Here is an 11,784-nt window from a genome sequence, read left to right on the forward strand (position 1 = left end):
AGAGAATATGATGGATATTAAACAGTTAAAATATTTAATCGCACTCGACGAGACCCGGCACTTTAGTAAAGCGGCCTCGCAGTGCAACGTTACCCAGCCGACCCTCTCCATGCGCATCCGCAGCCTGGAAGAGGAGCTGGGGCTGGTGCTGATTGTCCGCGGACAGCGCTTTGAAGGGTTTACGCCGGAGGGTGAACGCATCCTCGCGTGGGCCCGCGCCCTGCTGGCCGCGCACGACGGGCTGCAGGCGGAAGCCGCGCTGTGCAAAGGCCAGGTGGTAGGCGAATTACGTCTGGGGATGGTGCCGCTGGCGAGCGTGGATCCGATGATTTTTATTCGCCTGCTGACGCAAAAATACCCGGAGCTGACCTATAGCCTCTATTCCATGTCCTCAGCGCAGATTGCCGACGGCGTCAGCCGCAACCAGCTTGAGCTGGGAATTTGCTACCTCAACAGCATCGACACCGGCCTCTTTGACATTATTCAGCTGCCAACCACGAAGATGGGCCTGCTGCACGACGTCCGCCACTTCCAGCTCGGCCAGGCCACGCTGACCTGGCACGATCTGACGGATTTTCCGCTGGGGTTTCTGACCAAGGGGATGCACTACCGGGCGCATATGGAGGCCAGTTTTAACGCGGCCGGCATCCAACCTACCTCCGTTTTCGAGAGCGACTCCACGTTCCAGATCATTCAGGCCGTTCAGAGCGGCGTGTGCTGCGCCGTCATGCCGCTGAACAACGGGCTGGAGGCACTGAACGGCAATTTCAGGATTGTCCCCATCGCCGACGCGAACATTGAGGCTCCCGTCGGACTGATTATGCGCAGGCAAAAGCCCGTCTCCTCGCTGGCGCTGCGCTGTTTTACCGACGCGCAGGAGATTTATCACGCGGACAGTGAAGCGTAGGCCTCGCGCGTCACCACGCTAAAACCGCCGATCAGCACCGCGTCGCAAATCTCCCGATATTCCGGTGAACTCACCAGCGCGCGGAGCGCATCGCGAATGGCGTTAAGCGTTTCGGGTGAGGTGTCATGCGAGGTAATCAGCGGCAGTCCCGGCGTCAGCGGGGTACGGTCAATGACCGCCAGCCCCGCAAGCTGTTCAGGCTCATGGCGCTGCAGCAGTGCCCAGGTCACGCAGTCGATGGCTGCGATATCCCCTGCACCGCGTTTCACATCAATCAGCGACTGGCGATGGCTGCCGCTAAAGGACGTTTGCGCGAAAAATGGACCGCCACTCAACAGGGGAGCCACTTTTTTTCGCAGCGCATTGTAGCCGGACTGCGAGTCCGGTGAATTACAGACCGCGCGACGTCCGCGAAAATCCGCCAGCGTGAGGTGCCGATCCTCCTCGCGCACCGCCAGAAAGCTGCGGTACAGGCTCCCTTCGCAGCCCGGTGCCGTGTAGTGAAAACAGCCGACCACCTGCACGTCCGGGAGCTGCGTGACCAGCGGATAACCGCAGGTCTGGCTAAGGATAAGCGCAGGGTGCTGCCAGTGGGTCAGCAGATCGGACTCCGGCCAGCCGGGATCGCGATCGACGGACACACCGCGCGCGGCCAGCAGCCCCTTTACCGCCAGCCAGAGCGCGCGCGTATCGGCGCGATCCACGGCATACATGGGAAATGCCAGCAGCTTACTCATACCCTTCTCCCTGTCGTTTTGTGGGGTGAACGGTGACGTCGACGGGTCTGACCCAGAACTGACGCAGCCATTCACCGTAGCCCCTGACGAGAAAACCGTGGTTTCGCTGCTGGTACGCCTCCCGGTTTTGCTCGTAGATCGCCTTCAGCCCGTACCAGGGAACGCCCGGCAGATCGTGATGTACTGAATGGTAGTTGAGATTCAAAAACAGCACCCGCCAGAACAGCCCCGCCTCATTAATAACGGAGCGCGCCAGCGGATCGTCCGCCGCCCGATGTTCGAAAAACGATCGGACCTTGGTCAGCGCCAGCGCCGGATAGCTGACCGCCAGCACGAACCAGACGGGTGAAAAACCGGCATGCGTCATCCAGGCGAAGAGTGCCACCAGCAGCAATGCGTGAACCAGCCACATCGCCATTGCCCGCAGGTGAAGGTGACGAAACGCCGCCGCGGCGCTGCCCAGCGTCTGCAGGATATCCAGCAGCGGCGCCAGCATCAGCCGCCCGGCGAAGGTATTCCGGGCGCGGATCGCGCGTTTCTGCCACGGCGAAAATCGCGCCCAGCTCTCGTCGGTAAAATAGTACGACTCCGGGTCATCCACCGGATGTGTCAGGCTATGGTGGCGATGATGGGCAAGATGGGAGTCCCGATACAGGCCATATGGATACCAGACCGCCAGCGGGAGCGTGCCGAACAGCTGGTTAAGCCAGGCAAAACGCGTGGGGTGCCCGTGGATCAGCTCATGCTGCAGGGACATGTACCAGGCGGTGAACCCGATCAGCAGCAGCGTGGCGGGCAGCAGGCCGAGCGTTTGCCAGAACGCCAGCGTGGCAAACCAGCCGGCATAAATAGTGATAATCAACAGCCACGTGGGCAATTCGCTTCGCCATAAAAAACCCGATGCAAGATGGCGGATGTGTTCGCGTTGTTGCGGATGTAAATAGAGGGTGCTTCGTTGACTCATTCCTTCAGACGCCGTTTCGCCAGAGATAATTCTCTGACGATCGGGGATAACGCCCGAAATAACAAAGAACTTAAATCGCATTGCTTTGCCAGAAACGTGGGACGCACGCGTCGCTTGACTTATTCTGTGATAAAGGTACTTTTCAGGACATGAAGAAGATCCTGATTATTGTTCCCGACGGCGGCATGCTGTTTGAAGCCGCCGGTATCGCCGACATTCTGATGCAGGCCAACCGGCTGCATCCGGAAGGGCTTGCGCAGCCGCGCTACCGGATTATCATCGCCACCACGCAGCCTCACCAGGTGATCCACGGCCAGTCCGGCCTGAATCTGCTGGCGGACTATCGCCTGCCGGAGCTGGATCCGCGTGAACCGCTGGACACCATTATCATCACCGGACGCGGCATGAACGAGCAGGAGAGCACGGCGGTGGTTGACTGGCTGCACCTCGCTGCGCCGCATGCCCGCCGGGTAGCCTCTATCTGCGGCGGCGCGATGCTGCTGGCCCAGACCGGCTTGCTGGACGGTCGCCGTGCGACCACCCACTGGCGGCTGCTGGAGACGATGCAAAGCCAGTATCCGGCTATCCACGTCGAAGGCGGTCCGCTGTATATTCAGGATGGCCCCATCTGGACCTCCGGCGGCGTGAGCTCCGGGTTCGATCTGACACTGGCGCTGGTGGAAGACGACTACGGATTTACCCTCGCCCGCGACGTGGCGCAGGATATGGTGATGTATCTGCGCCGTCCCGGCGGTCAGCTGCAGTTCAGCCGTTACAGCCTGCAGCAGCCCGGCACATCCGGTCCGTTAAGCGAGCTGCAAGCCTGGATCCTGCAGAACCTCACCGCCGACCTGTGCGTGGAAAATCTGGCCGAGAAAGCAGCGATGAGCCCGCGTAATTTTACCCGCGTGTTTACCCGTGAAACCGGCGTCTCCCCTGCCCGCTACGTGACCGAAGCGCGTCTGGCCGCCGCTCGCCAGCTGCTTGAGCAGACCAGCGATTCCCTTGAGCGCATTGCCGAGCAAAGCGGGTTTGGTACCAGTATTAATTTGCGACGCGTGTTCGAGAAACAGCTTCACCTCACGCCCGGCGAGTACCGCCAGCGATTCCACTGCCGCAAGATGGCGTAATCTGATCCTTTTTTGTCATTTACGCCATTCTCCCTGACGCCTACAGTGACTCCAGACAACGAAAGATAAGGAGTGCACCATGGTTAAGGTCGGTATTAACGGTTTCGGCCGTATCGGACGTAATTTCCTGCGCGCGGCGCTGGGTAACCCGGATCTGCAGATTGTGGCCATTAACGATCTGACGGACAGTAAAACCCTCGCCCACCTGCTGAAGCATGATTCCCTTCTGGGCAAGCTGCCCGCACCCGTTGAAGCGGCAGACGGCGCGCTGCAGGTAGACGGGCAGCGGATCGCCGTATTTAGCGAACGCGATCCGGCGAATATCCCGTGGCGCGATGTTAGCGTTGACGTGGTGATTGAGGCCACCGGCTTCTTTACCGAACGGGAAAAAGCGGCGGTACATATCACCCACGGCGGCGCTAAGCGCGTCATCATTTCCGCCCCCGGGAAGAACGATGACCTGACGATTGTGATGGGGGTTAATCACGAGCAGTACGATCCCGCCCGACACGCGGTGGTGAGTAACGGGAGCTGCACCACGAACGGTCTGGCACCGGCCGCTCAGGTGCTGCATCAGCAGTTCGGGATTGAGCATGGCCTGATGAATACCACCCACGCCTACACCAACAGCCAGGCGCTGCACGACCAGCCGGAGAAAGATCTGCGCGGCGCGCGCGCGGCGGCGCTGTCGATTGTGCCTTACTCCAGCGGCGCGGCAAAAGCGCTGGGGAAAGTGATCCCCTCTCTGGACGGCAAACTGACCGGGTACTCCCTGCGCGTGCCGGTGCCGGTGGTGTCGATTGTGGATTTAACGGTAACGCTGAGCCGTAACGTAACCGCCGAAGAGGTGAATAACGCGTTCCGCAACGCGGCCGCCAACGGGCCCCTGAAAGGTATTCTGGGCTATAGCGATGAACCGCTGGTCTCCAGCGATTACCAGGGCGACCCGCGCTCCTCGATTATCGACGGGCTTTCCACGCTGGTGATTGGCGGTAATATGGTGAAGATCCTGGCGTGGTACGACAACGAGTGGGGCTTCTCTAACCGCCTGGTGGATTTGGCGGTATTTATGGATAAGAAAGGGCTGTAAGTTTTACCGTGATGCCGGGTGGCGCTTGCGCTTACCCGGCCTACAAATTTTGTCTTCATTAAGTAATATCTCCCCACCCCTCGCAGAATATATAATTCAAGATAATCTTAATTCTATTCAACGTCTTTAAATTCATCGTATCAATTATATAACAGCACCGATTTATTTAGATAATAAATTAGTGGTTCTTCTTTATTTTACTTTTTTAAAAGTGCGGGTACGGTCACTGTCTTTAGGCGGTGACAAAAACCATGACAAGCCCTGGATACCACAGGGATATGCTATGTATTACAGCAAATCAATTTTAGAAAAACCAGGTTCCAATAAAGAACCCGCGTTGAGGCTTGATCGCGCCACTGCGGGGGTAAAGGATAGTGTCATAGAATATTTAAATAACTGTGCCGAATAGCGCTACACTTTTGCAGCTCCATGCTCGGAGAAATTTAGAAGTAGATAATCATCTTTTCCGTTATTGTTTTTTTATGCTCTTCCATTATATTGAATTCTTTTATAATTACTTATAGCTTGCGTTTCACATCAATCCAATGAATGAATTTTCAAGAACTATTCACTGCATAAATTATTAATTATGTAATATTTGGTGGTAACATAAACCTTTTATATTGTGAGGGATCTACATGCACGATTTCAGATTGATAATGATATGGGATGCAGCAAGAGAGCTTAACCCCGAAGATTTTCAATACATACTGAGGCCAGAAGTCGCTTTTGAAAGAACAAGAATTTACTACGATCTTGATTCTGACAACTATTCTTATTTTAGCCTCCAGCAAATGCCAAATAGAAAGAATGGATTTATCAACCCCTTTTCAGCTAAGTATGATCGTAAATGTAATGGTATGTACGACGGTGCCTATGATCATACGCAGCATAATATAGACATTGGCTGGTTTATTGGAATAGATGAATCTGAACAATGGGATTATTTTAAGCATCCATTTTATTTTGATGAAAACGGTGATCTTGTTTATGATTGTTTTATGGAACATTGGCATTCATGGTTTGAAATGGAAGTTAGGGAAGCATACAAAAAGTGTTTAAATGATCATCCGGGCAGGAAACCAGCACCTACACAAAAAACTCATTATTCAAACGCCCCTATACAACATGCTCAATCAGCTAAAACCATCAATAACAAAGCAGCAGGACGTTTATTAGCCGCTGGCGGGATTTATAATGGAAACATTGAAGGATTCAGGAAAACAGCAGAACAATTAGGTAGTGAAGCTGTACAGGGTTATGATCAAGTATTGAATGAACAAACAGCAGGTACAGCTATTGCAGTGGCATCAATTCTGTTATCTAAACGACCTATTAAGCTTGGTGATGTTCAAGATATAACTAAATTTGTAGGAAAAGTTCGAGGGGATTCTGTATTACTACAGAATGTTGAAGTAACCCAAATTAATTATGTTAAAAGAACGGCAGAAGAAACTGCAATATTAAGAAAGGAGTTCAATGGCACGGTAAAGAAGTCTTTTCTTAAAGATCTATCTAATACCCCTGAGGCAATGAATAAATTCCCCCCCCGAAATGCTTGAACGGATGAGTATCGGTAGAAATCCAGATGGATGGCAAGTACATCATAAGCTACCTTTAGATGATAGCGGCACAAATACTTTTCATAACTTAATACTAATGAAAAATGATCCATATCACCAAGCATTGACTAATTATCAATTTAATATGACAAGAGACATGATTGTCGGTGAAAGTAGAATAGTCCCATGGGTTAAACCTCAAGGTACAATTTATCCAAAGTGAGGGTGATATTATGGAAAATGTTATAGACATGATGGTGAATGAGCTTTCTAAACTCATGGAAGATTATGGATATAGAATCTATCCGCCAGTTAGCACTAATTTTTTGGAATCAATGACCAAAGCTAATTCTTCAAGCACTGATTTACCGCCCGTTCTTGAGGATATAAATAATGACATTTTGTTTTTTTTGAAAAAGCAACCGGATTATTTTTATTTTTTGAATAAAATGGATGGCTTTGAGTTCGATGGGGTAATACTTTATAGTTTTGCACTTCAGCTTGAAGAGAATAATGTACCTGTCAATAATATTTTCCTTTACAACGATAACTTTAGAAATAATGACATCTTTGTTAATACTGATTTATCTGAACGCGTTGTTATTGGTCAGGATAACATTTCTTTTTTCACATATGATCTCAAGGAAAATGTGTATCAAATTAGAGACAATGTAGGTACAGAAAAGTTATTTGGTTCGTTTGATAACTTCTCTGATTTCTTAAGGGAGATCCTTGATACGGTAGCATAATCTGTCATTGGGGCTTAACAGCCCCCTCTTCTAAACACTGCCTATTCTATAACAATCCTCTTACTTACTTAAAGCGAACAACTGGAACCAGAAATTGCGTTTACGCAACTGTTTCCTCATGACTTATTTTGTAATGACGCTACTTTTCAGGACATGAAGAAATCCTGATTATCGTTCCTGACGGTAGTATGCTGTTTGAAGCCGCCGGTATAGCCGACATTCTGATGCAAGCCAACCGGCTGCACCCGGAAGGTCTGCCTCAGGCGTGTTACCGCATCATCATCGCCACCACGCAGCCCCATCAGGTGATCCACGCAGCATGAATGAGCTGGAGAGCACCGCCGTGGTAGACTGGCTGCATCCTGCTGCGTCCCATGCGCGGCGTATTGCCTCCATCTGCGGCGGCGCGACGCTGGTGATTGACGGGAACATGGTGAAGATCCTGGCGTAGTACGACAACGAGTGGGGCTTCTCTAGCCGCCTGGTGGATCTGGCGGTGTGGATGGATAAGAAAGGACTGTAAGCCTGAAGCCGGGTGGCGCATGCGTTCACCCGGCAAATAATTCACTCCGCTTTTACTTTCACACCCATAAACACAATCACCATCGCCATCACCAGCAGGAAACCGCTTCCCGCAAATACGCCGCTGGCGCCATTGAGATCAAATACCGCGCCGCCACCTGCCGCACCGGCACTGATGGCCAGCTGAATTGAGGCCACCAGCAGCCCGCCTGCACTTTCCGCTTCATCCGGAACGGTGGTAGCAAGCCATGTTGACCAGCCCACCGGAACCAGACCAAATGCAAAGCCCCACAGCGCAACCAGGAACCCGTCCAGCATCGCCAGATGACCAAACGCCACCATCGTGAGCGCGAGAACGCCCATCGCGAACGGCACCAGCGCCAGCGTCAGGCGCAAATTGCGTGCCAGCAGATGCCCGGCAACGGAGGTGCCGACAAAGTTGGCCAGCCCAAAGCCGAGCAGGATCAGCGAAATGGTCTCAACGCTCGCCTGACCCACCGTTTCCAGGAACGGGCGCAGGTAGGTAAAGAAGGCGAAATGGCCGCTGAAGATCAGGATGGTTGCCAGCATGCCGCCGATCATCCCCGGACGACGCAGCACGCGGAACAGCGTACTCAGGCTGCCGCTGCTCTCGGGCTTCATGGACGGCAGTACCCAGAGCTGCCACAGCAGCGCCAGCATGCTCGGCAGAATGCAGAGAACAAAGACGTTGCGCCAGCCGATCAGGCTGCCCAGATAGCTGCCGAGCGGTGCCGCGACCACCGTGGCAATCGATACGCTGGAGAAGATCACCGCCAGCGCCTTCGGCACTTTATCCGCAGGAACCAGACGCATCGTGGTCGCCGTCGACATCGCCCAGAATCCCCCGATGGCTACCCCCAGCAGCAGACGCCCCATCAGCAACACGTGCAGCGTCGGCGCAAAGGCCACCAGCAGGCTGGAGATAATTTGCAGCACCGAGAAAAACATCAGCACCCAGCGGCGGTCGATACTTTTGGTCGCTGGGGTAATCAGCAGTCCGGTCACCAGCGCCACCAGCGCGGTGGCGGTGACGGCCTGTCCCGCCATTCCCTCACTCACGCCCAGGCTCGCGGCCATCGGCGTTAACAGACTGGCGGGCAGAAACTCTGCCGTAATCAAACCAAACACCCCCAGCCCCAGTGAATAGACGGCCCGCCAGGCGGGTTTTGCAGGCGCTACCGCCTCGCTCGCCGCGACACATGAATTCATCTGTTTTTCTCCCGTTATAAAAAAGTGACAACTGTCGCAAAAGCATAGAAGGTTCACCCTGGACGATCTATGACATATAATCTCCACTTATTGATTATTCGTCCGGAGTTGCGCCATGACCGTACAGTCACCCGATTTGATCAGCGAACTTTTACGCGGCATGCGCCTTTCAGGGGTGAAATACCGACGGATTGAAGCCAGCTCGCCGTTTGGCGTTGCGTTTCATCAGGCGCCCGGTAAAGCGCAGTTTCATTTTGTGAGCCACGGCAGCGCCCTGTTGCGAATGGAAAGCGGCGCGACGTTCGAACTGAGCAGCGGGGACGCCCTGTTTATTCCAGGCGGTAATTCCCATGCCCTGCTCTCCGACGAGCAGGCAACCATTACGCCCATCAATGCCTTTCCCAGCGAGCCCATCTGCAGCTCGGTGTGTGCCATCACCTGCGAGCCCTGCCCGGAAAGCGAGAACACCATCATCTTTAGCGGGTTCATGGATTTTGAGCTGGGCGGGATGCAGCCGCTGATCAAGGCGATGCCGGAAGTGATGATGGTCAGCCGGTTGATGTCCACCTGGCCGGAGATCCACCCGCTGCTGGCGGCGATGGAGCGGGAATCGGTGGCACGTCAGGCCGGGTACGCCGGGATCCTTGCGCGCCTGGCCGACGTGGTGGCGGCGTTAATCGTGCGCGGATGGGTTGAAGGCGGCTGTGGTAAAGCCACCGGCTGGGTGCAGGTTCTGCGCGACCCGCGCCTGAGCCGGGCCATCTACGCTATGCACCAGCAGCCCGGCATGAACTGGAGCGTGGCGGACCTGGCAAAAGAAGCGGGCACCTCACGTTCCGTGTTTGCCGAACGGTTTCTGGCCGCGACGGGAACCACCCCGGCAAAATATCTCAGCGAGCTGAGAATGCGGCTGGCTATTCAGTACATTCGCCACGAAAATCAGCCGATTGAAACCGTCGCGCTGCGGCTGGGGTACGGCTCTCTGGCGGCATTTAGCCGGGCATTTAAGCGCATTATTGGACATGCGCCGGGCACGCTGCGGGAAGCCAGCCAGACGCCGGAAGAGGTCTGACTGGCCAGCAATATTTAACGCGAAGCGGGCAATATTCGTCTAAGGTTTTCAGGTGATTGACAACAGCGGTTACGCTGTTTAGTGAAGACAGGAGACGAACTAATGATAAGACCTCGTACACTACGCCCCGCGTTCTTGCCCCTTGCATTAGGAGGCGCGCTGCTCGGCGTAACGACATTCGGCTATGCCGACGATAGCCCCACGGCCCAGACCACCTCACCCGATATTTTGCTGGGCCCTCTGTTTAATGATGTGCAAAGCGCCAAACTGTTCCCCGATCAGAAAACCTTCGCAGATGCCGTCCCCAAAAGCGACCCGCTGATGATTCTGGCGGACTATCGGATGCAGCACACGCAGTCCAGCTTTGACTTACGCCACTTTGTCGAGATGAACTTTACGCTCCCTGCGGAAGGGGAAAAATATGTTCCGCCTGCTGGACAAAGTTTACGTGAGCACATTGACGATCTCTGGCCCGTACTGACGCGCACCACGGACAAAGCCAGCAATAAATGGGATTCCCTGCTGCCGTTACCCAAACCTTACGTTGTGCCCGGCGGACGTTTCCGCGAGGTCTACTACTGGGACAGCTATTTCACCATGCTGGGCCTGGCAGAGAGCAATCACTGGGACAAAATCAGCGACATGGTGGATAACTTTGCCTATGAGATTGACACCTTCGGCCACATTCCCAACGGCAACCGCAGCTATTACCTGAGCCGATCCCAGCCGCCGTTCTTCTCGCTGATGGTGGAACTGCTGGCCACGCACGACAGCGATGCGCTGAAGAAGTATCGTCCGCAGATGGAGAAAGAGTATGCCTACTGGATGGACGGCGTCGACGCCCTTCAGCCGGGGCAGGCTAACAAGCGCGTGGTGAAGCTGGATGACGGCGCTATCCTCAACCGCTACTGGGACGACCGCGATACCCCGCGCCCGGAGTCCTGGCTTGACGATGTGAATACCGCCAAAAGTAACCCTAACCGACCTGCAACCGAGATCTACCGCGATTTGCGTTCCGCTGCCGCCTCAGGCTGGGACTTTAGCTCCCGCTGGATGGACGACCCGCAAAAGCTTGGCACCATCCGGACCACCAGCATTGTCCCCGTGGACCTGAACGCCCTGATGTTCAGGATGGAAAAACTGCTGGCGCGAGCAAGCCAGGAGAGTGGCGACACCGCCAGCGCAACCAAATATGAGGCGCTGGCAACGGCGCGTCAGAAAGCCATCGAGAGCCACCTGTGGAATGATAAAGAAGGCTGGTACGCGGATTACGATCTGAAGAGCAAGAAGGTACGCAATCAGCTCACGGCGGCAGCCCTGTTCCCGCTTTACGTGAAGGCAGCGGCGCAGGATCGTGCCGATAAAGTCGCCGCGGCAACCTCGTCGCGCCTGTTGAAACCGGGCGGTATTTCGACCACCACCGTCAACAGCGGCCAGCAGTGGGATGCGCCAAACGGCTGGGCCCCGCTGCAGTGGGTGGCGGCGGAAGGGCTGCAGAATTACGGCCAGGAGAAGGTCTCGATGGATGTGACCTGGCGCTTCCTGAAGAACGTTCAGCATACTTATGACCGGGAAAAGAAACTGGTCGAGAAGTACGACGTGTCGACCACCGGTACGGGCGGCGGCGGCGGCGAGTATCCGCTGCAGGACGGCTTCGGCTGGAGTAACGGCGTGACGCTCAAGATGCTGGATCGGGTCTGCCCGAAAGCGAAACCGTGCGACAGCGTGCCGGAGAATCAGCCTGCGGCGAATGATGAGGCTGCGCCGGTGAAAGCGGCGGCGCAGTAAGGGAGTATTGCCGGGTGGCGGCTTCGCCTTACC

The 11,784-nt window shown here is 54.8% G+C and carries 10 protein-coding genes and 2 pseudogenes; 9 read left to right on the forward strand and 3 right to left on the reverse strand.

From position 1 onward, the window contains the following. The first annotated feature begins 10 nt into the window (after nt 1-10). A complete protein-coding gene (locus L370_RS02555; protein ID WP_023336038.1) occupies nt 11-907 on the forward strand; it encodes a LysR family transcriptional regulator in 897 nt (298 codons plus the stop codon). Here L370_RS02555 and L370_RS02550 read toward each other — a convergent pair. Then, nucleotides 886-1,644: a phosphate/phosphite/phosphonate ABC transporter substrate-binding protein gene (locus L370_RS02550; protein WP_023336039.1), complete on the reverse strand. Its 759-nt coding sequence runs from the start codon at nt 1,642-1,644 to the stop codon at nt 886-888. The two genes, L370_RS02555 and L370_RS02550, sit on opposite strands and share 22 nt — an antisense overlap. Further along, a complete protein-coding gene (locus tag L370_RS02545; RefSeq protein ID WP_032666735.1) occupies nt 1,637-2,608 on the reverse strand; it encodes a fatty acid desaturase in 972 nt (323 codons plus the stop codon). Before L370_RS02545 ends, L370_RS02550 begins: the two co-directional genes overlap by 8 nt. A 149-nt stretch (nt 2,609-2,757) precedes the next feature. On the opposite strand from L370_RS02545, the gene L370_RS02540 reads away from it, so the two are divergent. The 6 genes and pseudogenes from L370_RS02540 to L370_RS23840 form a co-directional block, all read left to right on the forward strand. Beyond that, a complete protein-coding gene (locus tag L370_RS02540; RefSeq protein ID WP_023336041.1) occupies nt 2,758-3,738 on the forward strand; it encodes a GlxA family transcriptional regulator in 981 nt (326 codons plus the stop codon). Between the two features lie 79 nt (nt 3,739-3,817). Then, nucleotides 3,818-4,828: a type I glyceraldehyde-3-phosphate dehydrogenase gene (gene gap, locus L370_RS02535; protein WP_023336042.1), complete on the forward strand. Its 1,011-nt coding sequence runs from the start codon at nt 3,818-3,820 to the stop codon at nt 4,826-4,828. A 638-nt stretch (nt 4,829-5,466) separates the two neighbouring features. Beyond that, nucleotides 5,467-6,390: a DUF8093 domain-containing protein gene (locus L370_RS23275; RefSeq protein ID WP_023336043.1), complete on the forward strand. Its 924-nt coding sequence runs from the start codon at nt 5,467-5,469 to the stop codon at nt 6,388-6,390. Between the two features lie 233 nt (nt 6,391-6,623). After that, nucleotides 6,624-7,139, forward strand: coding sequence for a YrhA family protein (locus L370_RS23040; RefSeq protein ID WP_023336044.1), 516 nt, complete (start codon nt 6,624-6,626; stop codon nt 7,137-7,139). 188 nt (nt 7,140-7,327) lie between these two features. Beyond that, a pseudogene (locus tag L370_RS23280) lies at nt 7,328-7,557 on the forward strand (GlxA family transcriptional regulator); the annotation flags it as partial. After that, nucleotides 7,540-7,662 (forward strand): annotated as a pseudogene (locus L370_RS23840) (type I glyceraldehyde-3-phosphate dehydrogenase); the annotation flags it as partial. The pseudogenes L370_RS23280 and L370_RS23840, both read left to right, overlap by 18 nt. 41 nt (nt 7,663-7,703) lie before the next feature. Here the strand turns inward: L370_RS23840 and L370_RS02525 are convergent. Further along, a complete protein-coding gene (locus L370_RS02525; RefSeq protein WP_023336046.1) occupies nt 7,704-8,891 on the reverse strand; it encodes an MFS transporter in 1,188 nt (395 codons plus the stop codon). A gap of 115 nt (nt 8,892-9,006) precedes the next feature. Between L370_RS02525 and L370_RS02520 the strand changes: the two genes are divergently transcribed. Then, nucleotides 9,007-9,963: an AraC family transcriptional regulator gene (locus L370_RS02520; RefSeq protein ID WP_023336047.1), complete on the forward strand. Its 957-nt coding sequence runs from the start codon at nt 9,007-9,009 to the stop codon at nt 9,961-9,963. A 102-nt stretch (nt 9,964-10,065) separates the two neighbouring features. Then, entirely contained in the window at nt 10,066-11,751 is a 1,686-nt protein-coding gene (locus L370_RS02515; RefSeq protein WP_023336048.1) for an alpha,alpha-trehalase, read from the forward strand. The last annotated feature ends 33 nt before the right edge of the window (nt 11,752-11,784 follow it).

Source organism: Enterobacter sp. MGH 24 (genome assembly GCF_000493015.1).
Taxonomy (GTDB): domain Bacteria; phylum Pseudomonadota; class Gammaproteobacteria; order Enterobacterales; family Enterobacteriaceae; genus Enterobacter.

Bases quoted from the DNA above. Each gene is read 5' to 3' on its own strand.
- L370_RS02555 (WP_023336038.1), top strand. From the start codon at position 11: ATGGATATTAAACAGTTAAAATATTTAATCGCACTCGACGAGACCCGG.
- L370_RS02550 (WP_023336039.1), bottom strand. From the start codon at position 1,644: ATGAGTAAGCTGCTGGCATTTCCCATGTATGCCGTGGATCGCGCCGAT.
- L370_RS02545 (WP_032666735.1), bottom strand. From the start codon at position 2,608: ATGAGTCAACGAAGCACCCTCTATTTACATCCGCAACAACGCGAACAC.
- L370_RS02540 (WP_023336041.1), top strand. From the start codon at position 2,758: ATGAAGAAGATCCTGATTATTGTTCCCGACGGCGGCATGCTGTTTGAA.
- gap (WP_023336042.1), top strand. From the start codon at position 3,818: ATGGTTAAGGTCGGTATTAACGGTTTCGGCCGTATCGGACGTAATTTC.
- L370_RS23275 (WP_023336043.1), top strand. From the start codon at position 5,467: ATGCACGATTTCAGATTGATAATGATATGGGATGCAGCAAGAGAGCTT.
- L370_RS23040 (WP_023336044.1), top strand. From the start codon at position 6,624: ATGGAAAATGTTATAGACATGATGGTGAATGAGCTTTCTAAACTCATG.
- L370_RS02525 (WP_023336046.1), bottom strand. From the start codon at position 8,891: ATGAATTCATGTGTCGCGGCGAGCGAGGCGGTAGCGCCTGCAAAACCC.
- L370_RS02520 (WP_023336047.1), top strand. From the start codon at position 9,007: ATGACCGTACAGTCACCCGATTTGATCAGCGAACTTTTACGCGGCATG.
- L370_RS02515 (WP_023336048.1), top strand. From the start codon at position 10,066: ATGATAAGACCTCGTACACTACGCCCCGCGTTCTTGCCCCTTGCATTA.